The sequence below is a fragment of the Sphingomonas mangrovi genome (assembly GCF_047975845.1).
In the GTDB taxonomy this organism is placed as follows: domain Bacteria; phylum Pseudomonadota; class Alphaproteobacteria; order Sphingomonadales; family Sphingomonadaceae; genus Sphingomonas.
Map to the genome: position 1 here is coordinate 34,409 of NZ_JBIUCZ010000021.1, position 25,571 is coordinate 59,979.

The 25,571-nt window shown below is 71.1% G+C and carries 23 protein-coding genes and 1 tRNA gene; 10 read left to right on the forward strand and 14 right to left on the reverse strand.

Annotated features, from left to right (window positions below; translation table 11 throughout):
• Positions 1-15: 15 nt before the first annotated feature.
• Entirely contained in the window at positions 16-1,149 is a 1,134-nt protein-coding gene (gene rodA / locus ACBY01_RS11200) for a rod shape-determining protein RodA (protein WP_416460931.1), read from the forward strand.
• A gap of 106 nt (positions 1,150-1,255) precedes the next feature.
• A tRNA-Lys gene (locus ACBY01_RS11205) sits at positions 1,256-1,331 on the forward strand.
• A gap of 78 nt (positions 1,332-1,409) precedes the next feature.
• On the opposite strand, the gene ACBY01_RS11210 is transcribed toward ACBY01_RS11205, so the two are convergent.
• On the reverse strand, positions 1,410-2,378 hold the full coding sequence (locus ACBY01_RS11210; RefSeq protein ID WP_416460932.1) for a threonine ammonia-lyase: 969 nt from the start codon (positions 2,376-2,378) through the stop codon (positions 1,410-1,412).
• A 143-nt stretch (positions 2,379-2,521) separates the two neighbouring features.
• Between ACBY01_RS11210 and ACBY01_RS11215 the strand changes: the two genes are divergently transcribed.
• The 4 genes from ACBY01_RS11215 (at position 2,522) to ACBY01_RS11230 (ending at position 6,411) form a co-directional block, all read left to right on the forward strand.
• Complete coding sequence (locus ACBY01_RS11215; protein WP_416460933.1) at positions 2,522-3,751, forward strand: type III PLP-dependent enzyme; 1,230 nt, start codon at positions 2,522-2,524, stop codon at positions 3,749-3,751.
• Between the two features lie 106 nt (positions 3,752-3,857).
• Positions 3,858-4,916, forward strand: a complete 1,059-nt coding sequence (locus ACBY01_RS11220) for a 1,9-bis(guanidino)-5-aza-nonane synthase (protein ID WP_416460934.1) — start codon at positions 3,858-3,860, stop codon at positions 4,914-4,916.
• 108 nt (positions 4,917-5,024) lie between these two features.
• The gene (locus ACBY01_RS11225) at positions 5,025-6,002 is read left to right on the forward strand and encodes an alpha/beta hydrolase (protein ID WP_416460935.1); all 978 of its coding nucleotides are present in this window, start codon (positions 5,025-5,027) and stop codon (positions 6,000-6,002) included.
• A 172-nt stretch (positions 6,003-6,174) separates the two neighbouring features.
• Positions 6,175-6,411: a PEP-CTERM sorting domain-containing protein gene (locus ACBY01_RS11230; protein WP_416460936.1), complete on the forward strand. Its 237-nt coding sequence runs from the start codon at positions 6,175-6,177 to the stop codon at positions 6,409-6,411.
• Positions 6,412-6,441: 30 nt separating this feature from the next.
• Here ACBY01_RS11230 and ACBY01_RS11235 read toward each other — a convergent pair whose 3' ends face one another.
• From ACBY01_RS11235 to ACBY01_RS11290, 12 genes are all read right to left on the reverse strand, one after another.
• Entirely contained in the window at positions 6,442-8,328 is a 1,887-nt protein-coding gene (locus ACBY01_RS11235; RefSeq protein ID WP_416460937.1) for an XrtA/PEP-CTERM system amidotransferase, read from the reverse strand.
• Entirely contained in the window at positions 8,328-9,851 is a 1,524-nt protein-coding gene (xrtA, locus tag ACBY01_RS11240) for an exosortase A (protein WP_416460938.1), read from the reverse strand. Before xrtA ends, ACBY01_RS11235 begins: the two co-directional genes overlap by 1 nt.
• Positions 9,848-11,032, reverse strand: a complete 1,185-nt coding sequence (locus ACBY01_RS11245; RefSeq protein WP_416460939.1) for a TIGR03087 family PEP-CTERM/XrtA system glycosyltransferase — start codon at positions 11,030-11,032, stop codon at positions 9,848-9,850. The genes xrtA and ACBY01_RS11245 overlap by 4 nt, the downstream gene beginning before the upstream one ends.
• Positions 11,032-12,102: a FemAB family XrtA/PEP-CTERM system-associated protein gene (locus tag ACBY01_RS11250; RefSeq protein ID WP_416460941.1), complete on the reverse strand. Its 1,071-nt coding sequence runs from the start codon at positions 12,100-12,102 to the stop codon at positions 11,032-11,034. Before ACBY01_RS11250 ends, ACBY01_RS11245 begins: the two co-directional genes overlap by 1 nt.
• Positions 12,099-12,935, reverse strand: coding sequence for an XrtA system polysaccharide deacetylase (locus ACBY01_RS11255; RefSeq protein WP_416460942.1), 837 nt, complete (start codon positions 12,933-12,935; stop codon positions 12,099-12,101). The genes ACBY01_RS11250 and ACBY01_RS11255 overlap by 4 nt, the downstream gene beginning before the upstream one ends.
• 10 nt (positions 12,936-12,945) lie before the next feature.
• A complete protein-coding gene (locus ACBY01_RS11260; protein WP_416460943.1) occupies positions 12,946-14,040 on the reverse strand; it encodes an AAA family ATPase in 1,095 nt (364 codons plus the stop codon).
• Positions 14,041-14,053: 13 nt separating this feature from the next.
• Positions 14,054-15,706, reverse strand: a complete 1,653-nt coding sequence (locus tag ACBY01_RS11265; protein WP_416460944.1) for a hypothetical protein — start codon at positions 15,704-15,706, stop codon at positions 14,054-14,056.
• The gene (locus ACBY01_RS11270) at positions 15,703-16,584 is read right to left on the reverse strand and encodes a P-loop NTPase family protein (RefSeq protein ID WP_416460945.1); all 882 of its coding nucleotides are present in this window, start codon (positions 16,582-16,584) and stop codon (positions 15,703-15,705) included. The genes ACBY01_RS11265 and ACBY01_RS11270 overlap by 4 nt, the downstream gene beginning before the upstream one ends.
• Before the next feature lie 10 nt (positions 16,585-16,594).
• Positions 16,595-18,124 carry an XrtA system polysaccharide chain length determinant gene (locus ACBY01_RS11275; RefSeq protein WP_416460946.1) on the reverse strand — a complete coding sequence of 510 codons (1,530 nt, stop codon included), beginning with the start codon at positions 18,122-18,124 and terminating at the stop codon, positions 16,595-16,597.
• A gap of 12 nt (positions 18,125-18,136) precedes the next feature.
• Entirely contained in the window at positions 18,137-18,775 is a 639-nt protein-coding gene (locus tag ACBY01_RS11280) for an XrtA/PEP-CTERM system exopolysaccharide export protein (protein ID WP_416460947.1), read from the reverse strand.
• A 188-nt stretch (positions 18,776-18,963) separates the two neighbouring features.
• On the reverse strand, positions 18,964-20,211 hold the full coding sequence (locus ACBY01_RS11285; protein WP_416460948.1) for a pyridoxal-dependent decarboxylase, exosortase A system-associated: 1,248 nt from the start codon (positions 20,209-20,211) through the stop codon (positions 18,964-18,966).
• A complete protein-coding gene (locus ACBY01_RS11290) occupies positions 20,208-21,731 on the reverse strand; it encodes an acyl-CoA ligase (AMP-forming), exosortase A system-associated (RefSeq protein WP_416460949.1) in 1,524 nt (507 codons plus the stop codon). The genes ACBY01_RS11285 and ACBY01_RS11290 overlap by 4 nt, the downstream gene beginning before the upstream one ends.
• 112 nt (positions 21,732-21,843) lie before the next feature.
• On the opposite strand from ACBY01_RS11290, the gene ACBY01_RS11295 reads away from it, so the two are divergent.
• From ACBY01_RS11295 to ACBY01_RS11305, 3 genes are read left to right on the forward strand one after another with little or no spacing between them, the layout of a single operon-like run.
• A complete protein-coding gene (locus ACBY01_RS11295) occupies positions 21,844-22,116 on the forward strand; it encodes an acyl carrier protein (RefSeq protein ID WP_416460950.1) in 273 nt (90 codons plus the stop codon).
• Positions 22,113-22,778, forward strand: coding sequence for a hypothetical protein (locus tag ACBY01_RS11300; RefSeq protein ID WP_416460951.1), 666 nt, complete (start codon positions 22,113-22,115; stop codon positions 22,776-22,778). The genes ACBY01_RS11295 and ACBY01_RS11300 overlap by 4 nt, the downstream gene beginning before the upstream one ends.
• The gene (locus ACBY01_RS11305) at positions 22,766-23,545 is read left to right on the forward strand and encodes a hydrolase 1, exosortase A system-associated (RefSeq protein WP_416460952.1); all 780 of its coding nucleotides are present in this window, start codon (positions 22,766-22,768) and stop codon (positions 23,543-23,545) included. The genes ACBY01_RS11300 and ACBY01_RS11305 overlap by 13 nt, the downstream gene beginning before the upstream one ends.
• A gap of 94 nt (positions 23,546-23,639) precedes the next feature.
• On the opposite strand, the gene trxB is transcribed toward ACBY01_RS11305, so the two are convergent.
• Positions 23,640-24,608: a thioredoxin-disulfide reductase gene (gene trxB, locus ACBY01_RS11310; RefSeq protein ID WP_416460953.1), complete on the reverse strand. Its 969-nt coding sequence runs from the start codon at positions 24,606-24,608 to the stop codon at positions 23,640-23,642.
• A gap of 134 nt (positions 24,609-24,742) precedes the next feature.
• Between trxB and ACBY01_RS11315 the strand changes: the two genes are divergently transcribed.
• Positions 24,743-25,345 carry a peptidylprolyl isomerase gene (locus ACBY01_RS11315; protein WP_416460954.1) on the forward strand — a complete coding sequence of 201 codons (603 nt, stop codon included), beginning with the start codon at positions 24,743-24,745 and terminating at the stop codon, positions 25,343-25,345.
• Positions 25,346-25,571: the final 226 nt, after the last annotated feature.

Here is a 25,571-nt window from a genome sequence, read left to right on the forward strand (position 1 = left end):
CGAGAACCCGGCCGAATGAAGCGCATCAAGAACTCCGGCACCGGACTCGGCCTCGTTCCCTCGGCGCTCGCGCAGCTTCCCTGGCGGATGCTGTTGCTGGTGCTCGCGATCGGCGGCTTCGGGCTGGTGGTGCTGTTCTCGGCTGCGGGCGGCAGCATCAATCCCTGGGCGCTGCGCCAGGGCATCCGCTTCGCGGTGTTCCTCGGCGGCGCGGTGGTGGTGTCGCGCGTGCGCCTGTCGGTGTGGCAGCAGGGCGCCCTGCCCGCCTATGCGGTGATCGTCGTGCTGCTGCTGCTGGTCGAGCTGCTCGGCGCGGTGCGCGGCGGCAGCCAGCGCTGGCTCGACGTCGGCTTCATCCGGCTGCAGCCGTCCGAACTGATGAAGCCGATGATCGTGCTCGCGCTCGCGCGCTTCTACGACCTGCTGCCGCCGTCGGAGATCCGGCGCTTCGGCGCGATCTGGCCCGCGGTGGTGCTGATCGGCGTGCCGGCCGCGCTGGTGATGCTCCAGCCCGACCTCGGCACCGCGCTGATGATCACCGCAGGCGGCCTTACCGTCATGTTCCTCGCCGGACTGCCGCTGCGGCTGTTCGTCGGCGGCGCGCTGGCGATCGTGATGATCGTGCCGCTCGCGTTCAACTTCCTGCTGCACGACTATCAGCGCAACCGCGTGCTCATCTTCCTCAACCCCGAAAGCGACCCGCTGGGCGCCGGCTATCACATCAGCCAGTCGAAGATCGCGATCGGATCGGGCGGCATGTTCGGCAAGGGCTTCCTCCAGGGCACCCAGAGCCACCTCGACTATCTGCCGGAGGGGCATACCGACTTCGTGTTCGCGACGATGGCGGAGGAATGGGGGCTGGTCGGCGGCGTGCTGCTGATCCTCGCTTTCCTGCTGGTGGTGCGCTGGGGCGTGCACGTCGGCGTGCGCGCCAATACCCGCTTCGCCCGGCTGTCCGCGGCGGGGCTCGCCACCACCATCTTCTTCTACGTCGCGATCAACCTGATGATGGTGATGGGGCTGGCGCCGGTGGTCGGCATCCCGCTGCCGCTGGTGAGCTACGGCGGGTCTGCGCAGATGACGGTGCTGCTGTGCCTGGGGATTCTCATGTCGATCGACCGCGCCAACCGCGATCAGCAGCGCTGGTGAGAAAAACGGGAAAAGCTGCATTTTAGGGGTTGGCAGCCCCAGGGGTCGTTGCTAATTGGCCGCCTCCAACGCGGCGGGCCACCCCGCCGCCCGCGCCAAAGGCGACGGACGCATAGCTCAGTTGGTAGAGCAGCTGACTCTTAATCAGCGGGTCCTTGGTTCGAGCCCAAGTGCGTCCACCACCTTCCTACCGCAGAAAATCAGGTTTTTCACGGCAGGATCGGTGTGCCTAGCGCCGCTCGCCCCGCTGGCGCCGCCACTCAGTCGTTCCGAGCCAGCACCGCCGCATAGGCCTGCGGATCGACGTTGCCGCCCGACAGCAGCACCAGCATGCCTTGCGTCGGCGCAACCTTGCCCGCCAGCAGCGCGGCGAGCGCGACGGCGCCGCCGGGTTCGACCACCAGCCGTAGCTGGCGCGCCGCCCAGCGCTGCGCGGCGCGCACGTCCGCTTCGCTGACCGACACGCCGGTCGCACCACGCCCTGCGAGCACCGCGAAAGTCAGCGGCGACACGCGCGGCGTCTGCAGCGCGTCGCAGGCGGTGTCCGGCGCGTCCGCGGCGACCGGCTCGATCCTCCCGGCTTCCAATGAGACGCGCATGTCGTCCCAGCCCGCCGGCTCGACGACAGTCACCCGGGCATCGGGCAGCGCCAGCGCGAGGCCGGCGGCAAGCCCGCCGCCGCCGCACGGGGTCACCGCATGGCGCACGGGGCCGAGCCCCTCCGCCGCCATCTGCGCCGCCGCCTCGATGCCGGCACTCCCCTGCCCCTCGATCACCCAGGGATCGTCGAAGCTCGGCACCAGCGTCGCGCCGCGCTGTGCCGCGAGGTCGCCTGCGATCCGCTCGCGGCTTTCGCTTCGGCGATCGTAGCCGACGATCTCGGCGCCCAGCGCCAGGGTCGCCGCACGCTTCACCTCGGGCGCGTCCGACGGCATCACGATCGTCGCCGGCATCCCCAGCCGCTGCGCCGCCCAGGCGACGCCCTGCGCGTGATTGCCCGAGGAGAAGGCGACGACCCCACGCGCTCGCGCCGCCGGGTCGAGCGTGGTAAGACGGTGCCACGCACCGCGGATCTTGAACGCGCCGACAGGCTGAAGCGATTCGGCCTTGAACGCGACGGCGACACCCTGGAGTTCGACGACGAATACCGGTGTCGGCGGGAGAATCCGGGCGATCTTGGCTGCCGCATCGCGGACGCCGGCGTGGGTCGGCTGTCGTACGAGAGTCACATTTCGTCTCCGTGGCGGCCGGTCTGCGAGTCAGGCGCTTTACACGCCGGACCACCGACCCTATGTGCGCCATCCGCTGCCCCATGGGACTTCCAACCGCAAGGCAGCTCTTGTGTCGAACAACCCCTTGGAGGTCCCTTGAATTGGCCGAACATCATAGCGCGTTGGGGCTAGCGATCGCCCATTCGACTGCCGCTCGTGGCGTCGACATCGCACAGCGTGCACCGGTCCAGCCGGTGACGCTCGTTCGCCCGCACGCCGCGCGTCGGGCCGCCCGCTTCTTCGTGGAGAAGTTTCCGGGCCGGTCGATGTATGCGGTGAAGGCGAATCCGTCTCCCGATCTGCTCCGCATCCTGTTCGACAGCGGCATCACGCACTACGACGTGGCCTCGATCGCCGAGGTGCGGCTGGTCGCGCGCACGCTGCCGGACGCGACGCTGTGCTTCATGCACCCGGTCAAGGCCGAGGAAGCGATCGCGGAAGCGTATTTCACGCACGGCGTGCGCACCTTCTCGCTCGACACGCTCGAGGAGCTGGAAAAGATCGTCCGCGCGACCCGCGGCGCCGAGGACCTGACGCTGTGCGTCCGGCTGCGCGTGTCGTCGGATCACTCGAAGCTCAGCCTCGCGTCGAAGTTCGGCGCAGCGCCGCACGAGGCGAAGGATCTGCTGTTCGCGGCGCGCCAGGCGGCCGACGCGCTCGGCATCTGCTTCCACGTCGGCAGCCAGGCGATGAGCCCGGAAGCCTATTCCAACGCGATGGAGCGCGTGCGCGCCGCCATCGTCGAGGCAGCCGTGACGGTGGACGTGATCGACGTGGGCGGTGGTTTTCCGTCGACCTATCCGGGCATGGAGCCGCCGCCGCTGGAGCGCTATTTCGAAACGATCCACCGCGCGTTCGAAAGCCTGCCGGTCTCCTATTCGGCCGAACTGTGGGCCGAGCCGGGCCGCGCGCTGTGCGCCGAGTACAGCTCGCTGGTGGTGCGAGTCGAGAAGCGCCGCGGCGCGGAATTGTACATCAACGACGGCGCCTATGGCGCGCTGTTCGACGCGGCGCACATCGGCTGGCGCTTTCCGGTGCAGCTGCTGCGCGAGCCGGAGTCGGATGCCAAGGACGTGGGCTTCAGCTTTTACGGCCCGACCTGCGACGACATGGACCATATGGCGGGTCCGTTCGACCTGCCGGCGGACAGCCGCGCGGGCGACTATGTCGAGATCGGCATGCTCGGCGCCTACGGCTGCGCGATGCGCACGGCGTTCAACGGCTTCGGATCGGAAGAGACGGTGATCGTCGAGGACGAGCCGATGGCCTCGCTCTACGTTGCGCTGGAAACGGCGGAACGCGAGCAGCGCTCGAACGTCATCAAGCTGTAACGGCCACGCGGCCAACCGACGCGGGCGGCGGGCGCTGATGCTCCCGCCGCCCTACGGGTTTCGTGCGTCCCCTTGAACGACGCCGGTCCTGAACATTGGGAAGACCATGACTGAGACCAAGACCAACGACAATCGCAAGGCCGAGCTGCTCTCGTCCGTCGTCGAGCACATCGACATCAAGAGCTTCGACGCGCGTCCGATCATCGATTCGATGCAGAAGATGAGCTTCACCAGCCGCGACCTGGCGCGCGCCACCGGCATCTACAACCAGATGCTCGAGGACAAGGACTGCTCGGTCTTCCTGGTGATCGCGGGCTCGACCTCGGCCGCAGGCTGCATGGATCTCTATGCCGAGCTGGTGCGCAACAACATGGTCGACGGCATCGTCGCGACCGGCGCCACCATCGTCGACATGGATTTCTTCGAAGGTCTCGGTCACAAGCACTATCAGGCGCTCGAGATCCCCGACGACGACACGCTGCGCTCGCTCTACATCGACCGCATCTACGACACCTACATCGACGAGGAAGACCTCCAGAACGTCGACCACACGATCTTCGAGATCGCCGAGACGCTGGAGCCCAAGGCCTATTCGAGCCGCGCGTTCATCCGCGAGATGGGCAAGTATCTCGTCGAGCACGGCAAGAAGGAGAACAGCCTCGTCAAGCTCGCCTATGAGCATGACGTGCCGATCTTCTGCCCGGCGTTCACCGACTCGTCGGCGGGCTTCGGCCTCGTCAAGCACCAGGTTGACGCGATGAAGGCGGGCAAGCCCTACCTCACCATCGACTCGATCGCGGACTTCCGCGAGCTGACCGACATCAAGATCGCAGCCGGCACCACCGGCCTGCTGATGATCGGCGGCGGCGTGCCCAAGAACTTCATCCAGGACACGGTCGTCTGCGCCGAGATCCTGGGCCACGAGGACGTCGAAGTGCACAAGTATGCGGTGCAGATCACCGTCGCCGACGTGCGCGACGGCGCCTGCTCGTCCTCGACCCTCCAGGAGGCGGCGAGCTGGGGCAAGGTTAACACCGGCATCGAGCAGATGGTGTTCGCGGAAGCGGGCTCGGTCATGCCGCTGCTGGCGTCCGACGCCTATCACCGCGGCCACTGGAAGAACCGCGCCAAGCGCGGCTGGGCCAAGCTGTTCGACGGCAAGTAAGCCCGTCCAGCGACCGGACCAAGGAACCCGCCCGGGCACGCGTCCGGGCGGGTTTTTCTTTGCGCGTGCGCGCGGTACGTCTTCCGCCGACGAAACGGAGAGGCTCCCATGACGTTCGACCGCCGCACCCTGCTCGGCACCGCGCTCGCGCTGCCCGTCGCCGCAGCCACCGGCGCGGAGGCGCAGCCCCGCGGCGGCATGACGCCCTGGCCGCCCGCCGAGCATTTCCGGCTGTGGCCCGGCAAGGCACCGGGCGCGCCGGCCCGTCTTCCCACGCCCAGGCCCGAGATGAGCGGCGATCCCAAGCGGCCCGAGCTGTGGATGCGCGGTACCGCCGACCCGATCGTCGCGGTGTACCGCCCTGCCCGCCCCGATGGCCGCGCCGTCCTGTCGATCCCCGGCGGCGGCTATGGCTTCGTGTCGCTGGAGAACGAGGGCATCGACGTGGCGAGCGTGCTCAACCCGCTCGGCATCACCGTCTTCGTGCTGAGCTATCGCCTGCCGGGCGACGGCTGGGCCGACCGCGCGGACGTGCCGCTGCAGGACGCGCAGCGGGCGATGCGGCTGATCCGTGCCAATGCCGTGCGCTACGGCATCGATGCGGCGAAACTGGGCGTGCTCGGCTTCTCCGCGGGCGGGCACCTCGCCGCCGCGCTGACCGTCGGCCATGACGACCGCGTCTATGCGCCGATCGACGCCGCCGACCGCCAATCGGCGCGTCCGGCATGGTCGGGGCTGGTCTATGCGGTCACTAGCCTGTCGAAGCCCGGCCTGCGCAGCGGCTCGGCCGACAACCTGCTCGGCCCCGATCCGACTCCGGAGACGCGCCGCCGCTACGACACGCCCGATCGGGTCACCACCGGCACCCCGCCGCTGTTCCTGGTGCACGCGATGGACGACCCGCTGGTTCCCCTCGAACAGAGCCTCGACCTGCTCGCCGCCGCCCGCGCCGCCAAGGTGCCGGTCGAAGCGCATTTCTACGAGAAGGGCGGCCACGGCTTCGGCGCCAAGCACCTGCCCGAGAGCGCGCCTGGCCGCGGCTGGCCGGAGCTCTACGACACATGGGTGCGCACCCATTTACCGTGAGGCGGCGCGGCGGGGTTCGGGGGAGCGTCGCCGGCGACTGATGCGTCGGCTTCTTTTACAGGCGTTTCAAAGAGGCACAGGCTGGTTGTCCACAGCGTTATTGATTCGTTTACTTTCGCGGCAGCCGTTCGCTATTTCCGGTTCTCTACAGTTCATCCGAAGGGGAACGGGAATGAAGATTTCGACGATCCTGTGCGCGGCGCTGGTCACCGTCGCAGCAGCGTCGCCGGCGATGGCGACCGGCAAGCATTGGTGGGGCGGCGGCTCGTCGGGCGGCCACAATGGTTCGTCGGGGGGAACCGGTTCGTCGGGAGGCACGCCCGCGCCGGTGCCGGAGCCCGCGTCGATGCTGCTGCTCGGCGGCGGCGCCGCTGCGCTCGCCTTCGCGCGCAAGCGTCGCGCCAAGTAACGGGAGGGGGCGGCGCGAGCCGCCCTTGTCTCACCCGAACAGGCGCCGCATCGCGCGGTCGAGCATCACCAGCTGCCACAGCGTGCGGCCGTGTTCGGCGCGTCCGGCGCGGTGATCGGCGGCTAGCCGTTCGATCGCGGCGGGTTCGAACCAGCTCGCCAGCACCGGCGAACGCGCCAGCGTCGCCGCCTCGGCGGCGAGCGCGCCGCGAAACCACGCGCTGACCGGGGTCACGAACCCCATCTTGGGCCGGTAGAGTATCTCCTTCGGCAGCCAGGGTTCGAGCGCCTTCTTCATCAGCCACTTGCCCTGCCCGCCGTGCAGCCGCAGCGCCGGCGGCAGCGTCGCGGCGAACTCGACCAGCCGATGGTCGAGCAGCGGCTCGCGCGCCTCCAGGCTCACCGCCATGCTTGTGCGATCGACCTTGGTGAGGATGTCACCGGGCAGCCAGTGCTTGAGATCGGCATATTGCGCGGCGTCCAGCGCGTCACGCCCCGGCGCCCCGCGCATCGTCGTCACGTACCGCGACTCGCCACGATAGCCCCCCAGCGTCGCGCGAGTCGCGGCGGTATAGAGCCGGCCGCGCGTGGCCGGCGTGGTGACGCCCACCGCCCGCGCATAGGCGGTGGCGCCATCGTCGGCGAGCGCCAGCAGCGTGGTCTTGGCGCGCAACGCTCGCGGCGCCCAATCCGCCTTGGGGTAGGCGGCGCCGAGCGCGCCGAACAGGCGCGACCGCCAATGGACAGGGAGCAGCCCACGGACCCGCTCCTCGGCGACGTGGAAGCGATAGCGGCGATAGCCGGCCAGCGTCTCGTCGGCGCCGTCGCCCGACAGCGCCACCGTGACCGTCTCGCGCGCCAGAGCGCACACCTGATAGGTCGCGAGCGCCGACGCGTCGGCGAAGGGCTCGTCGAACGCGTCGACCAGCGTGTCGATCAGCCCGAAATCGTCCGAAGCGACCACCCGGGTGCGGTGCTCGGTGGCGAAGCGCCGGGCGACGAGATCGGCATGCGCGCGCTCGTCGTGGCCGGCTTCCTCGAACCCGATGGTGCAGGTCTTGACCGGCTGGCGGCTCGTCTCGGCCATCAGCGCCACCACCGCCGAGCTGTCGACCCCGCCCGACAGGAAGGCGCCGAGCGGCACGTCGGCCACCATGCGTGAGCGCACCGCCTCGCGCAGGCGATACGCCAGCTCGGCAGTGAGGTCGCGGGTCGAGCCCTTCGCCCGCTGCGAGAAGTCGACGTCCCACCAGCGCACCGGCTGCGGCACCGACCGTCCGCGTTCGAGCCGCAGGAAATGGCCGGCGGGAAGCTTGCGCACGCCCGCGACCAGGCTCGCGTCGTCGGGCACGTAGCCGAGCGCCAGATAATCCTCGATCGCCGCCGGGTCGGGCGCGCGGCGCAGCAGCGGATGGGCGAGCAGCCCCTTGAGTTCGGAAGCGAAGGCAACCGCGCCGTCGGACAGCTCCACATAGTGGAGCGGCTTCACCCCCAGCCGGTCGCGCGCGAGAAACAGGCTGCGCGTCTCGGCATCGTAGAGCGCGAAGGCGAACATGCCGTTCAGCCGCGGCAGCAGGTCCGCCCCCCAGGCGCGCCAGCCGTGGAGCAGCACCTCGGTATCGCCATCGGTGACGAAGTGCGCGCCGAGGGCGACCAGCTCGGTGCGGATCTCGCGATAGTTGTAGATCTCACCGTTGAAGACGACGACGTGGCTCTCGCCGGCAGTCGCCATCGGCTGCGGGCTGCCGGCGACGTCGATGATCGACAGCCGCCGATGCCCCAGCCCGACGCCTGGGGCGGTCCAGATGCCCGAGCCGTCGGGGCCGCGGTGCGCGAGCGCGTCGGTCATCGCGTGCAGCCGCGCCGGCTCCACCGGCCGGGGCAGCGCGGGGTAATAGAGGCCGGCGATGCCGCACATCAGCGCGCGGTCCCGGCGATCCGATCGGCGAGGCGATCGATCGGCCCGGCAGCGGCGACGAAGTCTTCGGCGGCGGCGCGCGACTCCGGTCCACCGTGCGCCGAGACGAGCACCGCGACGGCGAGCGGCGATCCGCCGAGCAGCTTGGTGCGCAGCGTCTCCAGCTTGACGCGGCGCGCGCTGCCGGTGGTCACCCCGCCCAGCCGATACCAGGTGAAGGTCTGGCGTTCGACGGGACCTGGCGCGGTCATCCGCACCCCGGCCCCGCCGGCGATCGGCGCCAGATCCTGGACCCGGACCCAACGGTCGTTCTCACGGATCGCGCCCTGGCCGAAGCCGACCAGTTCCTTGCCCTCGTGCTGGTTGACATAGACCGCGATCGCCAGGTCCACGGTGCGCCCACGCGCGTCGGCATAGCGGCCGAGCAGCGTACGGTCGGCGCCGGGATAGGCCGGCGACCACGCGGGGCCGCCGTCCGCCGCCACCTGCCGCCAGCCGGGCACCTGCGGCAACGCCACGCGGGGCGGCAGCGGCGCGCTGCGCGCCTGGATCGCCGCAGCCCAGCCGGCGAACAGCAGCGCCGTGCCGAGCACCAGCGCGGTTGCGACAGGCAACCCCGCCCGGTGGCCGACCGGCCCCTGGAGCGCGGCGGGGTCGAACCAGGGCGCGTCGGGGTCGCGGTCGAACCAGCGCCAGCCGATCGCCATCACCGCGGCCATCACCAGCGCGAAGAACACCCAGCCGTAGACGATGTGGTCGAAGCCGGTCGCCGCCTCGACCGACGTGAGGTGCGCGGCATAGATCGTCCCCGCCGCGCGGACGCCGTTGGCGAGCACCGGCACCACCATCGCCATCGCCAGGAACGCGAGGCGGCGGCGCCAGCGAACGTAGCAGACATTGGCGACGAGGACGCCATAGGCCGCCATCGCGATCACGAACTTGGTGCCCGAACAGGCCTCTGCCACCTCGAAATAGCCGTTGGGGATGGTGATCAGCACGCCGTCGACCGCCGCGGGCACCCCAAGCAGGTGGAGCAGCGTCATCGTCTGGCGAACGGTCACCGCCTGGAGCGGCGCCTCGAGAAAATCGCCGAACGGCACGAGAAAGGCCATGTAGCCGAGCGGAAAGGCAAGGCCCCGCGCGACATTGGGTCCCAGCAGCGCCACCACCGCACCCGCCAGCATGGTCACCAGTCCGGCATGGCGGAACAGCGCCACCGCCGCGGCGTCGCCGACCAGCCAGAGCGCTCCGCCCATCGCCACCGGCAACACGCCCGGCCACCAGGATTGCGGCGTCAGCTGCAGAAGCTCGGCGCGGCGTTGCCACACCAGCCAGGCGAGGATCGGGGGCACGAACAGGCAGTGGCTGTAGGTGGTCGAGTTCCACCAGATGTCGAGCAGGTGTGCGACGTCGCGGCGGAAGAGCAGCAGCAACGCCGCCCAGGCAAGCGCCAAGCTGCCGAGCGCGCGCCGCCAGCGCCCATCCAAGCGGATCGTGTCCGCGGGTGCGATCACCGTGCTCATGCCCCTCCCCCGTCCAGCACCGCGTCGAGCGGCGCCAGCTGCGCATCCCAGCCGTAGCGGCGTTCGACCTGCGCCCGCGCCGCGGCACCGAGCGCCTGCGCCTCCGCGGGGTTCGCCAGCAGCGCCGCGACCACCGCGGCGAACGCGGCGGGCTCCTCGGCACCCCGCAGGCAGCCGGCGTGGTCGATTCCTTCGGCCGCCGCCGCCGAGGCCACCACCGGCCGCGCCATCGCCATCGCTTCGAGCACCTTGTTCTGCACCCCCCGTGCGATCCGCAGCGGCGCCACCACCACGTCCGCGGCCGCGAGCCAGCCGCGCACGTCGGCGACCTCGCCGGTCGCCCGCACGCCCGGCCGCCTGCCGAGCGCCTGCACCGCCTCACCCGGCGCGCGACCGACGATCGCGAAGCGCGTCTGCGGATGCTGCGCGCGGACCGTCGGCAGCACCTGATCGGCGAACCAGCGCACCGCATCGACGTTGGGACGATAGTCCATCTGGCCGGTGAAGACGATCAGCGGCCCGGCCTCGCCGACGGGTGCGACCGTCTGCGGATCGTAGAAGCCGGTATCGATGCCGTTGCCGACCGCCTGCACGCGCTCGGCGCCGGTCGCGGTGCGGAACAGCGCGGCTTCGGCGTCGCTCACGAACAGGCTGGCATCGGCGCGAGCGGCGACCTGCGCCTCGAACGCCTGAAGCAGCCGCGCCTCGCGGGACAGCATCCAGCGCATCGGCCCGCGCGCCTCGCCGGCATATTGCGCGAACTTGGCCGAATCCATGTCGACGAAATCCATCACCACGCGCGCGTCCTGCGCCTCCGGCAGATACTGCGCCATCTGGCCGGAGAAGACGTAGATCGTCTCGATCGACTCGCGCGCCAACACGTCGGCGACGGCGCGGCGCATCGCGCGATCGTCGAACGCGGTGAGCGACAGCGGCCGGCCGGTGAGCAGCGCCTCGGCCGCCGCCCGGCCGCGCCCCTTGCCGCGCCACAGGATGCTGCGGCTCGCGGTCGCCTCCACCAGCTCCGGCCGCGGCACCAGGTCGCGGCGATCGTCGGCGAAGGCGCAGAGGTGGACGCGGTGGTTGCGCGCAAGGTGCCGCAGCACGTGCCAGCCGCGGATCTTGTCGCCGCGGTCGGGCGGGAACGGGACGCGGTGGGCGAGGAACAGCAGCGCGCGCATCACCCCAGCCCGCGCGCGATCCACGGCCCCAGACGGTTGGCGATCGCCAGCGGCAGCCGCTGCCACGCGGCGATCTTGAGCCGGTATTTGGGGTTGAGCGGGCTCGCGTCACGCGGCGCGGCGCCGTCGCGGGTCCAGGTCGGATAGGCGAGCGGCTGCGGCACGAAGCCCCAGTTCTTCTTGAACGCGGCAGGTCCGGTGCCCGCCTTGGACCGTCCGAAGTCGAACGCGGTGCAGCCCCGTGCGCGGGCGTGGCGCATCAGCGCGAAGTACATCGCGTCGTTGGCGCGCAGCCCCCGCGCCGCGCGCGTTCCGCCCCCCCAATAGGGATAGACGGTGCCGCGCCAGTAGAGGCTGAGCACGCTCGCCACCGGCTTGCCGGCATGGCGGACGGTGAGGATATCGGCACCCTCGGGTCCGAACGCGTCCAGCACCTCGCGGAACAGTGCCCGCGGGAAGACCGGCGTGCCGAGATTGCGGACCGACTCGCCATAGACGGCGAAATGCTCCGCGCGGTCGCGCGGGCCGCGGCCGGTGACCACCTCCAGCTCGGCGGCCAGCGCCTTGCGCACCTCGGCGCGCTGCTTGCGCGGAATGGCGGCGAGTTCGGCGGCATCGTCGGCTGCGATCGGGCGCACGAAGCCCAGGTACCGGTCGGCGTCGACGCTCCACCCCGGGCCCTGCGGCACCGGGCCGCCGCGCAGCTCGATGGTCGGCGCGGCGGTGGCGTCGGCCATCGCCAACGCCTCGGCGACCAGCGCCGCTTCCGCGGCCGGATCGTCGCCCAGCACCCCGCCGCCGACTCCGAAGCCGGTCGAGACCAATGCCGCGCCGAACAGCCGCGAGCGTACGATGGTGATCGGAAGCATGCCGACCAGATCCGTCCCCCGCTCGGCCAGTAGCAGCGTGAAGCGCTGGCCGGTCGCCCGCGCCGTCGCCAGCCCCCAGGCGGGCAGATGGAAGGGCGTCCCCCCCGGATGCGCCGCGACGAAGGCGTCCACGCGCGCCACCTCGCCGGAATCGTTCAGCCGGGCCGCGCGGACAGTGACGCCCGCAGCACCGTGGGTCACGCCTGCGCCTCGGCCGCGACGATCGCATCGGCACGCCCCCAGGCATGGCGGCCGAGCAACCCGCGCAGCTTGCCCTCCATCGCGCCGAGCCGGGAATAGTGGCGGATGCGGGAGCGCAGCGGCGCGCGCGCGACCCGCGGCTGGCCCGGATCGATCTCCCACGGGTGGAAGTAGAACATCGCCGGTCGCGTCTCCGCGGCGTTGGCGTGGCGCACCGCGCGGTCGGTGATCCCGGCGGGCAACAGCCGGAAGAAGCCGCCGCCTGCCGGCACCTGCCGCCCGAGCAGTTGTGCGGTGGTGATCGGCCATTCGATCAGCTCAGCGTCGGTGAGCGGGCGGAAGGCGTGCGGCGGCGCGTCGGGCCAGCCGTAATGGTCGTGCCGGACCGGCGCGACGCTGGAGGAATAGCGATAGCCCGCCTCGGCCAGGATCGGGTGCGCCCAGGGCGTGCGCGTATCGATCGAGAAGCTCGGCGCGCGATAGCCGGTGACGGGAACGCCGCCGGCTTCCTCCAGCGCCGATCGCGCACGCGCGAGGTCGGCCCGGAACTGCTCGGGCGTGAGGGTGAACACGCGCCGGTGGTCCCAGCCGTGGCTCGCAACCTCGTGTCCCGCCTCGGCGATGCGGCGGATCAGCTTGGGCGCGCGCTCGGCGACCCAGCCGAGGGTGAAGAAGGTCGCGGTGGTGCCGGTCTCGGCGAACAGCGCCAGTACGCGGTCGGTATTCGCCTCGACCCGGCTCTCCAGCCGCGGCCAGCTGTCGCGGTCGATAACCGTCTCGAACGCGCCGACCTGGAACCAGTCCTCGACGTCCACCGACATGGCATTGCGCATCGCCGTCGGCTCAGGCGGCGGTGCCGTGCAGCCGGTCGATATCGGGCCGGCGGTCCTCGCCCTCCACCCAATCGACCAGCAGCATCAGCACGCGGCGCAGCGTCTCGTCCTGCTCGCTGACCCGCGCCTCGAGCTTGGCGAGGCGGTCGAGCAGCGGCGCGAGGTCGGCCTGCTGGACACCCGGCTGCGACGGCACCGCATGAAGCACGCCGCGCATCGGACGCGGCGCATCGGGCGAGGGCGTCGGCGTCATCGACAGCGGCGCGGCGACCTCCGCCTCTTCCGAATGGCCGACGTCGTCGTCGAGTTCGCCTGCGACCGTATCGATCTCGTCGGTGTCGAACCGCTCGATCTCCTCGACCCCGCCCAGCAGCAGCACCCGGCTCATCAGCAGGTTGAGGCGGCGCGGCACGCCGCCCGACCAGCGGTGCAGCGCCTCGATCGCCTCGGGCGTGAAGTCGGGGCGACCGTTCCAACCGACCAGCGACAGCCGGTGGACCACATAGGGCTCGACCTCGTGCGCCTCCATCGGCTCGAGGTGGTGCATCGCGATCACGCGCTGGCGCAGCTGCTCGACGCGGCCGGAGCCCTGCAGCCGCTCGCGGAACTCGGGCTGGCCGAGCAGGAAGATCTGGAGCAGCGCATGGCCGCCCGCCTGGAAGTTGGAGAGCATCCGCAGCTCTTCGAGCGCGGAGAGCGGCAGCGACTGCGCCTCGTCCACCACCAGCAGCGTGCGGCGCCCGCCGCGCGCGACGGCGTGCAGCCCGCGCTCGATCGCGGACAGCAGCTGCGCCTTGGACAGGCCGGCGCCGTCGGTGCCGAGGCCCGAGGCGATCACCTGCAACAGGTCCTCGGGCTCCAGCTGGGTGGTGACCAGGCGAATGACGTTCAGCCGACCCGGATCGATCGTCGATAGCACATGGCCGAGCAGCGTCGTCTTGCCCGCACCGGGTTCGCCGGTGATGACGATGAAGCCCTCGCCCTCGCTCAGGCCATAGGTCAGATAGGCCATCGCCTTGCGATGCGTCGCGGTGTCGAACCAGAAGGCCGGATCCGGCGTCAGCTGGAACGGCTTGCCCGTCAGGCCGTAGAAGTCGTCGTACATCGTCCCGGCCTCCTCAGAAGCGGTAGCCGAAGGCGAGAAGCGCCTGAGCGATCCACGCGCTCTCGCCCGCATCGGCATCATAAGTGTACAATCCCCCGGACAGGGTACCATAGGCCCGTCCGAAGCTGCGGTAATAGGCGCCCTGCACGCCCCCGCCCCAGCTGTCGAATCCGCCTTCGCCGCCGCCGGAGAAATAGTTGGCGTAGAGATCGGCGGTGATGCCCGAGCGCGAATCGAGCGAGCGCTGGGCGAACGCCTGGGCGTAATAGCTCTCGTCGTCGCCGCGATCGAAGACGCTGTTGGGGATCGCCGGCAGGAAATAATGGCGGTGGGCATAGCCAGCCCCGACGCCGAAGCGCGTCGCGCCGCGGCTCACCGAATACACCGCATCCACGCCGCGCGCACGGTAAACCGAGCCCGAAGCGGACTGGAAAATCGGCGTCAGGCAGCCGCCGGGCTGCGGCGCCCCCGAGTCCCCGCTGCCGTCGCCGAACACGCAGCCGCTGTAGCGGTTGCCGAACGGATCGGCGCCGCCGGTGAAGAAGCTGGTCGGCAGCGAATCGAGGCCGTTGGTCAGTTGCTGGCCGAAGGTGGTGACGGTGTCGTAGACGCGGACCTGCAGCCCGGAGGCGGGCGAGGTCTGCCACTCCAACGACCCGGTGTAGATCATGCTGCCGTAGCGCTGGCCGATCCGCGCCTCCAGCGCGAAGCGCGGCGTCGGCCGCCACATCACGCCCGCATCCCAGATCACGCCGTCGATGTCATAGGCGAGCCGGATCGGCGACGCGGGATCGGTGACGTAGCGCCCGGAGCCGTCGGCGATGGGAAAACCGTCCTCATCGAGCAGCGGGTCGCGCTGGCCGACGCGGATCTGCTCCCAGCCGATGCCGCCGACGATCGCCAGCTCGCGGCTGACCGGCATCAGCCCGTCGAGCCGCAGGAACTTGCCCTCGTAGAACTGGTCGAGCTGGCTGGAGTCCTCGCGCACGAAGCCGCCCGACAGCTTCAGACCGACCGGCAGCACCGTGCCCGGGCGCGTGGCGAGGCTGCCCCGCACCTGATGGCTGGTCGATTCCTGAAAATAGTCGAGCGCACGGTCGGTGCCGAAGCGGAAGGTGTCGGGCGAATCCGCCTTGGTGTAGGCGATGCGATAGCCGGCATCGACCGCGACCGGCCCCGCCTGGGTCGAGAACGACGGGCCGCCGTAGAGCGAGTAGAGCTGCGCGTTGCCGCCGCTGCCATAGCCGCCGATATAGGCCGGCGCGTAGCCGCCGATGCCGGACCGCATCCGCGTCGCGAGCGCGCCGGCTTCGAGCGAAAGCGTGCGGGTGAGCTGGACGTTCGCCTGTGCCAGACCCGAATGGGTCTCGCTGTCGCCGACGTCGTCGCCCCAGCCGATCTGCCGCTGATACTGGTAGCTCGCCTGCACCTGGACGCGGCGGCTGCGCACGGTCGCGTCTACCCCGGCGGTCAGCTGGGTGTAGGTGAGCACGTCGTCGTTGGTGAGATCGGCGACCACGCCCTGGCCGATCTCGACATAGGGCGAGACCTGCGTGGTGCGCGTCTGCGCGGCGCGCGGCTGTGCGGTGCGCGTCTGCGCCGCGGCGGGCAGCGCCGCCGTCGTCGCGATCAGCGCACTCCCGGCAAGCCAAGCGGCACGGCTCACGCCTCTTCCTCCGCCTCGTAATAGCTGCCGAAGCGATGGCCGCGCGGCTGGAGCGACACGGCGTTGAGCAGCAGCTGGACGGTCTCGCAGCCGTCGAGCAGCGCCACCGCCTCGCGCAGGTCGCTTTCGCCGGTGCGGTCGGCGCGCACCACCATCAGCACCTGGCCGACATGCTCCGCCAGCGCGGACGCCGTCGAGGCGGCGAGCACCGGCGCCGAATCGAACAGCATCAGCCGGCGCGGCTGCGCCTGTTCGAGCCGGTCGAGCAGCGCGCGGGCGCGCTCGCTCGCCAGCAGTTCGGTGTCGCTGTCGCTGCGCGTGCCCGCGGGCAGCACCGACAGGTGCGGCACGTCGGTGGGGATGATGCAGCTTTCGAGATCGACGCTCGGGTCGGCGAGCGCATCGAGCAGCCCCGGCCCCGCCGGCAGCCCGAGCGTGTCGGGAACGTCCGGCTTGGCGAAATCGGCGTCGACCAGCAGCACTTCCCAATCGCGCTCGGCGGCGAGCGACAGCGACAGGTTGACCGCGCAGAAGGTCTTGCCCTCGTCCGGGTGCGCCGAGCAGACCAGCACGCTCAGCGGCCGCCCGCCGGCGCCGCGCGCGGCGAGCAGCTGGCGCTTCACCAGACGGAACTCCTCGGCAAGCGTCGAGACGGCGCCGCCGGGCACGAGCATGCCGCGCTCCGCCAGCCGGACGCGATCGATCGGCTCGGGCGCGCGCGCCGGCACCGGCGCCACCTCGGGCGCGACCGCCATCGGCGCGGACACGGGCGAAGAGCCGCCCGGGCGCAGGCCGACGCCCGGCTGGAAGCCGTAGCGCTCGACCGCGCGTTCGAGCAGCGAATTGCGGCGGCGGGGCGGCGGGGGTGCGCTGTTCATCGGATCTTCCTCACGCTGCCGCCAGCCCGCGCATCGCGAACTCCACGCCGAGCAGCGCCACCGCGGCGACGCCGAGCGCGGCGGTCGCGCCGACGAACAGCTTCAGCCGCCGAGCGCGCAGCTGGCGCTGGGCGTCGGTCAGCACTTCGCCGATCGATCCGATCACCGGCAGGCCGCTCGCCCGCTCGAGCCGAGTCGCGGTCGAGAAGGTCGACTTGAGCTTGCCCAGCGCGAACGCCACCGCCACGCCCCCGCCGATGCCGGCGACGAGCACCGCCAGCAGCAGCAGCGGCCGGTTGGGCGAGGTGGGAACGCTCGGCTGCGACGGCGGGTCGATCAGGCTAAACTTGACCGCGTCGGTCTCGTTCTGGACCTGACGGCGCAGCCGCACCTGCTCGCGGTCGGCGAGCAGCTGGTCGTACTGCGTCTTCATCGCGGCGATGTCCTGGTCGAGCTGCGCCTGCTCGGCGGCAGCGGCCGGATCCTGCGCCATCTTCGCCTGGAGGCTGCCGAGCTGCGCCTCGATCTGTCCCTTGCGTTGCGCGAGCTCGGCGACGCGGGCCGATCGTTCGGTGCGCATCGACTGGAGCTGGAGATAGAGGGGGTTGGCCTGCGCGCCCGTGCCGCCGCTCCGCGTCACCGGCTCGTTGCGTGCCGCCGCGCGCGCGACCGCAAGCTGCCGGTTGAGCGCGATCATGTCGGGATGCTGGTCGGTCCAGCCCCGGCCGCGCCCTTCGGCGAGCTGTCCCTCGATCGCCGCGACGCGCGCCCGCGCCGGGCCCGCCGAGGCGGTGCCGCCTTCGCCGGCGGTCGTCGCCGCCGTCGCAGCGAGCTGGCCGTTGACGGCCGAGAGGCTGCTGTTCGCAGCCGCGAGATCGGCATCGATCTGCGCCAGCTGCTCGCGCGCCTGGCTCATCCGGTCGTCGAGCGCACCGCTGCCGGGGAGTAGGTTGAGGAACTGCGCCTGGAACGCCTGCCGCTTGGCCTCGGCCTCAGCGAGCTGCCGCTGGCGCGTCGCCAGCTGCTGGTCGAGGAAGCGCAGCGACTGGCTGGTCGCATCGCGCCCGCTCGCCAGATTGTCCGCGACGAACAGGTCGACCATCTTCTGGACGACTTCGCGCGCGGTGCGTCCGTCGCCCAGCGTCGCCGAAATCTCGAACAGATTGTCCTGCTGCGCGACGATGCGGATCGCGTTCTGCAGCATCCCGATGCGCTCGGCGAGGTCCCGGTCGTTGGCGACGGTGTTCGCCAGGCTGGTGCCGCGGACGACCTTGTCGAGATTGTAGGCGGAGACCAGCGTCTGGCGAACGCGGTCGAGATCGTCGCCCTGCTGGACCTCGACCCCGCCGGTGGCGCTTCCCGCCGGCAGGATCGAGCGCATTTGGACGGACAGCCGCGCGACCGAGGTGTAGCGGTTGGGGATCTGCGACACGGCAAGCCAGCCGACCAGGCAGATCGCCCAGGCGACGCCCAGCGCCACCCAGCGCCGCAGCCACACCGCGTGCGCCGCGGCGCGCAGTTCGTCGAGAAGACCGTCCACCCGCAGCCCCTCTTAGAACATGGTTTCCGGGATGATGATCACATCCCCGGGCGCCAGCCGCACGTTGGCGCTGGTATCGCCATCCTTCAGCAGGCTGGAGATGCGCAGGCCATATTCCTCCTGCTTGCCGGTCTCGCGGTCGAAGCGGACCAGCCGCGCGCGATTGCCGGCGGCGAACTCGTTCAGCCCGCCGACCGAGATCATCGCGTCGAGCAGCGTCATGTTGGCGCGATACGGCAGCGACGCCGGCTTGCCCGTGGCGCCGACCACACGCACCTGCTGGCTGTAGGTGCCGGAGAAATTCTCCACGATCACCGACACCAGCGGGTTCTGGATATATTCGCCCAGCGCCAGCTTCATGTCGTCGGCGAGCATCTTGGGCGTCTTGCCGACCGCGGGCATGTCGCTGATCAGCGGCGTGGTGATGCGGCCGTCGGGACGCACCTGGACCTTGGCCGACAGCTCCGGATTGCGCCACACGAAGACGTTGAGCTGGTCGAGCGGGCCGATCACGTAATCCTCGCCCGGCGTCTCGTTGGCGGTCACGAAGGCGGCAGGAGGCAGCTCGGCCCGCGTCGTCGCGCATCCGCCGACCAGCACCGCCGCGAGAGCCGCGACGCCGACGATCGACGGAAACCTGTGCACGCGCATGGCAAACCCCTTGTTCAGCAATATGGGCCCGCAGCAGCGGGCAGGATCGTGGGTGCCGTATACCCGGCACGGTAAAGATTGGGTTAGATGAAACCGGCGGTTTTCCGCGCCTCGGCGTGCCATATCGGGAAGGCTCCCGACCGGCCGTCCTCGCGTCGCGGCGCCCCGCGGGACGTTCGGAAGGGCGATTAACGACCGCGTGTCGAACCGGTTCCGCCGACCACCAATTCGCGGGCCGGCGGGTGGCCCAGGAACGCCGCCGGGCTGGCGGTCGCGCCATAGGCGCCGGCGAGGAACAGCGCGACGAGATCGCCCACCGCCACCGGCGGCAGCGCGACCCGGTCGCCGAGCCGGTCCAACGGCGTGCACAGGCAGCCGACCACCGACGCGGTCTGCGTCGCCGGCTCGCGCATCCGCGCGGCGATCGCGAGCGGATAGTTGCGGCGCACGACCGTGCCGAAGTTGCCGCTGGCCGCAAGCTGGTGGTGCAGCCCGCCGTCGACCACCACGAAGCGCTCGCCGCCGCTGTCCTTCACGTCGACGACGTGGGTGAGGTAGACGCCCGCCTCCCCCACCAGCCAACGGCCGAGCTCGATCGCGAAGCCGCTCTCCGCCAGCACCGGCGGCCGCGCATCGAGCACCTCGCCCAGCGCCGCGCCGATCGCCGCGACGTCTACCGGGGTATCGCCGGCGAAATACGGGATGCCGAACCCGCCGCCCAAGTTGACCAGCGGCGGCACGGCGCCCGCCTCGTCCGCCAGCCGCGCGGCCAGCGCGACGGTTGCCGCCTGGGTCTCGACGATCGCCGCGGTGTCGAGCGATTGCGAGCCGGCGAAGATGTGGAAGCCGCGCCATTCGGCGCCGGCGTCGCGGATCGTGCGGACCAGTGCCGGCACCCGCGCGGCATCGACCCCGAAGGGCGATGCGCGGCCGCCCATCCGCATGCCGGAGCCGCGCAACTCGAAGTCGGGATTGACCCGCACCGCCAGCCGCGGCGCGATGCCGCTGCGCTCGCCGATCGCCAGCGCCCGCACGACTTCGCCCTCGGATTCGGCGTTGAGCGTGGCGCCGGCCGCGATGGCAACGGCGAGTTCGTCGTCGCGCTTGCCGGGGCCGGCGAAGCTGATCTCGCCCGCCGGCTTCACCGCCAGGGCGCGCGCCAGTTCGCCGCCCGAGGCGACGTCGAGCCCGTCGACCAGCGGCGCGATGCCGGCGAGCAGGTCGGGATGGGGGTTCGCCTTGATCGCGTAGTGAACGCCGACGCCCTGCGGCAGCGCCCGCCGCAGCAGCGCGATGCGCTCGGCGACCAGTCCCAGGTCGTAGACGAACAGCGGCGTGTCGCCGGCGCGCGCGACCAGCGCCTCGGCAGCTTCCCCGCCGATCGTCAGCCGATCCTGCCCGGCGAAGGCGGCGGGGATCGGTCCGGTCGGCTTCATCGCACTCTCCATTCGGCGAGGATCGCCGCACGCAATCCGCTGCGGTCGAGCTTGCCGTTGGCGTTGCGCGGCAAGGCGTCGAGCCAGCGGTAGTGGCTGGGCTGCTGGAACGCCGGCAGCTCGCGCCGCAGCCGCTCGCACAGCCGTGCCTCGATCCCGGCGCCGTCGCCGCGAGCCACTACCAGGATCGCCTGACCGAGCCGTTCGTCCGGCACCCCGAACGCCGCTGCCTCTTCGACCTCGCCGCCGGCGAGCACCGCCTCCTCGATCTCCGTCGGGCTGATACGGTTGCCCGCGCTCTTGATCATCTCGTCGTCGCGGCCGACGAAGCGCAGCAGACCGTCGGCGCCTTCCACCACCGTGTCGCCGGACCAGACCGCGGTGCCGCGGTGCTCGGCGAACGCCGGCGCGGGGCGGAAGCGCTGGGCGGTGCGCTCGGCATCCCGCCAATAGCCCTGCGCGACCAGCGGCCCGGCGTGGACCAGCTCGCCCGGCTCGCCCGCGGCGGCACGGCTGCCGTCGGGGCGCACCACCAGCACCTCGGCGAAGGGAATCGCGCGGCCGATAGAGTCGGGTGCGGCGTCGACCAGCGCAGGATCGAGGAAGGTCGAGCGGAACGCCTCGGTCAGCCCGTACATCGGGTAGAGATCGGCAGCGGGAAAGCGCTCGCGCAGCGCGCGAACCATCCGCGGCGTCAGCGCGCCGCCGGAATTGGTCAGTCGCCGCAGCTGCGCCGCGGCTTCCGCCGGCCAGTTCGCCTCGAGCAGCTGCGTCCACAGCGGCGGAACGCCGGCGAGCGTGGTGATGCCCTGCGCCGCCACCGCCTTCACCACGTCGCGCGGCGTGAGATAGTCGAGCGGCACCACGCAGCCGCCCGCCGCCCAGGTCGACAACAGCTGGTTCTGGCCATAGTCGAAGCTCAGCGGCAGCACGCCGAGCACGCGATCATCCGGCGCGAGCTTCAGATAGTGCGCGACCGACACGGCGCCGAGCCATAGATTGGCGTGGCTGAGCATCACCCCTTTCGGCTTTCCGGTCGAACCCGAGGTGTAGAGGATCGCCGCCAGCGTGTCCGGCGTCGCCCGTGACGGCGGCAGCGCGTCGGCGGCGTGGGCAAGCGCATCCTCTTCGGCGGCGACCGCGCAGCCCCTGGGCACGTCGCCGGGTTCGAGCAGCCCCGCGCGCACCGGCTGGGTCACCAGCAGCGCCGCACCGCTGTCGCCAAGGATGTGCGCAACCTGCGCGCGCTTGAGCACCGGATTGACGGGCACGTGGACGAGCCCGGAACGCGGCGCGGCGAGCGGCAGCAGGCAGGCGGTGCGCGTTTTTGGCAGCCAGCTCGCCACCCGGTCGCCCGGTGCCAGGCCCTGCGCGGCGAGCCAGTGCGCCAGCCGTCCGACCGCCCGTTCCAGCCCCGCATAGTCGAGCGTGCCGTCCCTGGACGACAGCGCGGGCGCCGCCGGATCGCCACGCAGCGGCAGCGTGTCGATCGGCCGGGGGGTGGGGTCGAGCGGAACCATCGTCGCTGCGCATAGCCGATGCCGCCGCCAAAGCCACGCATGCGGGTGCGAACCTTGGCTTTTACCCGCGCGGGCACTAACAGCGGGCGCGATTTGGCGGGAGGACAAGCCGTTGGTTCCTGAAAGCGCGAGCGAGATCGAAAACACCGTGCGCGCGGTGCTGCGCGACGTGCTGGGGCTGTCGGCCGAGCGCGCCGCTGCCTTCGACGCGAACACGCCGCTGTTCGGTGCGCTGCCCGAGCTGGACTCGATGGCGGTGGCGGGCGTGCTCACCGAGCTGGAGGACCGGCTCGGCATCCTCATTGAGGACGACGACATCGACGGCGAGACGCTGGAGAGCTTCGGCTCGCTGACCCGCTTCGCGACGGGCAAGGCGCTGCTTTGATCCAAGCCTATGACTGGCGCGGCGGCAGCGAGGCGATGGTGCGCTTCGGGCCTGCCGCGGCGCCGGTCGTGGTGGTGGCGCTGCCGCCGTTCGAGGAGGCGAACCGCACCCGCACGCTGGCGGTGGCCATGCTGCGCGCGCTCGCCGAGGACGGTATCGCGGGCGCACTCCCCGACCTGCCGGCACAGGGCGAGAGCCTGCTTCCGACCGAAGCGGCATGCCTCGCCGACTGGCGCGCGGCCTTCACGGCTGCGGTCGAGACGCTGCCGCAACCGCGTTTCGCGCTCAGCATCCGGGCCGGGGCGCTGATCGACGGCGAGGCGGCCGTGCACGGCCGCTGGTCGCTGTCGCCGCAGACCGGTGCCGAGCTGGTGCGCGAGCTGCACCGCATCCGCCGCGCCGGCGAGGCTGCCGAGATCCCCTCCGACGCCATCGCCGAAGTCGCCGGCAACCGCATCGCGGCCGCCCTGCTCGACGACCTTGCCTCTGCCAAGTCGGGCGGGATCGACCGCACCCTGCGGCTGGACGGCGACGCGCGGGCGGCCGACCACCGCCTCCCCTTCCCGCCGCCGTGGCGCCGCGCCGAGCCGGACTGCGATGCCGCCCTCGCCCGCGCGCTTGCCGCCGACGTCGCGCACTGGGTGCGGACATGCGCCGACTGATCGAGGTCGCCTGCGAGGGCGAGACGCTCGCCGCGACCCTCGACGCGGCAGCAGGCACCACCGGGCTGCTGATCGTGTCCGGCGGCAACGAACTGCGCATCGGCGCGCACCGCGGCATGGCGCTGCTCGCCCAGGCGATCGCGGCGGCGGGCACGCCGGTGCTGCGCTACGATCGACGCGGCATCGGCGATTCGACCGGCACCAACCGCGGCTATGCCGCAGGCGCAGCCGATCTCGCCGCAGCCGCAGCCGCGTTCCGCGCGCAGGGCGTCACCCGCATCCTAGGCTTCGGCAACTGCGATGCGGCGACCACGCTGGCACTGTTCCATCACGCGGCCGGGATCGACCGGCTGCTGCTCGCCAATCCGTGGCTGGTCGAAAGCGACGGTAACACGCCGCCCGCCGCCGCGGTCCGGGCGCGCTATGCCGAACGGCTCGCCGACCCGCGCCAGTGGCTGCGGCTGCTGCGTGGGCAGGTCGACGTGCGCAAGCTCGCCGGCGGGCTGCGCAGGTTGGCGCAGCCGACGCCGACCGGGCTTGCCGAGCGCGTCGCCGCCGCGCTCGCGGCGAGCGAGGTACCGGCGACGCTGCTGCTCGCCCGCCGCGACAACACCGCCATCGCCTGTGCCGAGGCATGGCGCGGCCGCGCCTTCGATACGGTGCGCGGCCGCGTGCCCGTGCTGGAGCACGACAGCGCCAGCCACAGCTTCGCACACGCCGCCGACGCCGCTTGGCTCAGAGACCGGGTACGTGACGCACTGGCGTAGACGGTTTCGCCGCTCTTCCGACGGACCGTTCCCCGGCTAAGGCCGGGGTCCAATTTCGGTGGAGCTGGATCGGGGCACGCCACCACCTCCTACGTCACTCGGCCGCTTCGGCGACCTTCTCGAATTCCGCTTCGGCCAGGAAGCGCTCGGCGTCGAGCGCGGCCATGCAGCCGGTGCCGGCCGCGGTCACCGCCTGGCGATAGACCTTGTCGGTCACGTCGCCGCACGCGAACACGCCCGGCACGTTGGTGCGGGTCGAGCCCTTCTCGACGACGATATAGCCGTCGTCGTCCAGCTCGACGTGGCCGCGGAACAGCTCGGTCGCCGGGTGGTGGCCGATCGCGACGAAGCCGCCGTCGACCGCGAGTTCGGACAGTTCGCCGGTGACCGTGTCCTTGAGCTCGATGCCGACCAGCCCGACGTTGCCGCCGCCGTCGAGGAAGCGCTCGACCTTCTTGTTCCAGAGTACGTTGACGCTCTCGTGCGCGAACAGCCGCTCCTGCAGGATCCGCTCCGCACGGAAGCTGTCGCGGCGGTGGATGATCGTCACGTCGGGCGAGTGGTTGGTGAGGTAGAGCGCTTCCTCGACCGCGGTGTTGCCGCCGCCGATCACCGCCACCTTCTTGCCGCGGTAGAAGAAACCGTCGCACGTCGCGCAGGCGCTGACGCCCTTGCCCTTCAAGGCTTCCTCGCTGTCGAGGCCCAGCCAGCGTGCCTGCGCGCCGGTGGCGATCACCAGCACCTCGCCCTCATAGACGTCGCCGCCGTCGCCGATCAGGCGGAACGGCCGCTGGCTGACGTCCACCTCGACGATGGTGTCGTACATCATTCGCGTGCCGACATGCTCGGCCTGCGCCTGCATCTGCTCCATCAGCCACGGCCCCTGGATCACCTCCGCAAAGCCCGGATAGTTCTCGACGTCCGTGGTGGTGGTGAGCTGCCCGCCCGGCTGGATCCCCTGCACCACGATCGGGTTCATGCCGGCGCGCGCGCCGTAGATGGCGGCGGAGAGCCCGGCCGGGCCGGAACCCAGGATCAGCATGCGGGTGGTGTGGGTGGTCATTGTCTATCCGTCTCGAAACTGTCTGGCGCCCTTAACGGCAGGGCGGGTAAGACCGCAACATGGGGATGCAGGCCGCCGGCCCCAAGCGCCCCCGCGGCTGGCATCGCACGAGCCGAGCGCATAGGCTGGCAGCCATGCTCAACCGCCTGTTCCTGTTCGTCGCGGCGCTGATCGCCGTCCCCGCCCTCGCTCAGACGCCGGCTTCCCCGCCCCCGGCGCCCGGCACCGCCCGCGTCGCGCTGAACACGAGCGAGGGGCGCGTCGTGATCGAACTGGAAACCACCCGCGCGCCGATCACCGCCGCCAATTTCCTGCGCTACGTCGACCAAAAGCGGCTCGACGGCACCGTCTTCTACCGCACCGTGCGCGTGACGCCCGAGTTCGGCTTCGTCCAGTTCGGCGTACAGAACGAGCCCAAGCGCGTGCTGCCGCCGATCGAGCACGAGTCCACCACCCAGACCGGCGTCCGCCACGTCGACGGCGCGATCTCGGTCGCGCGACTCGCACCGGGCACCGCGCAGGGCGACTTCACGATCAGCGTCGGCGCCCAGCCCTCGCTCGACGCCGATCCCAGCCGCCCGGGCGACAACCTCGGCTATGCCGCGTTCGGCCGAGTGGTGGAGGGGATGGACGTGATCCACCACATCCTCAACGCGCCCGTCCGCGAAGGCGGGCACTTCAAGGGCGAGATGCTCGCGGAACCGATCCGCGTGCGGTCGGCACGGAGGATGGAATAGGGCTCGCGGGGTAACCCACTGCGCATTTTCCTACCCTCCCTCTCTCCACCCCCACTCGTCACCCCAAGCGAAGGCTGGGGTCTCCCGCGGCTCCTGCCCCGCCCCTCGCCAGAGACCCCAGCCTTCGCGGGACATTTGCATAACCGGTTTTTTGGTGAAGCGGTGGCGTGAATGGTGGTTGCGGCGGCGGGAGTGGCGACGCGGCGGGGATCGGGTGGGTGAGCTG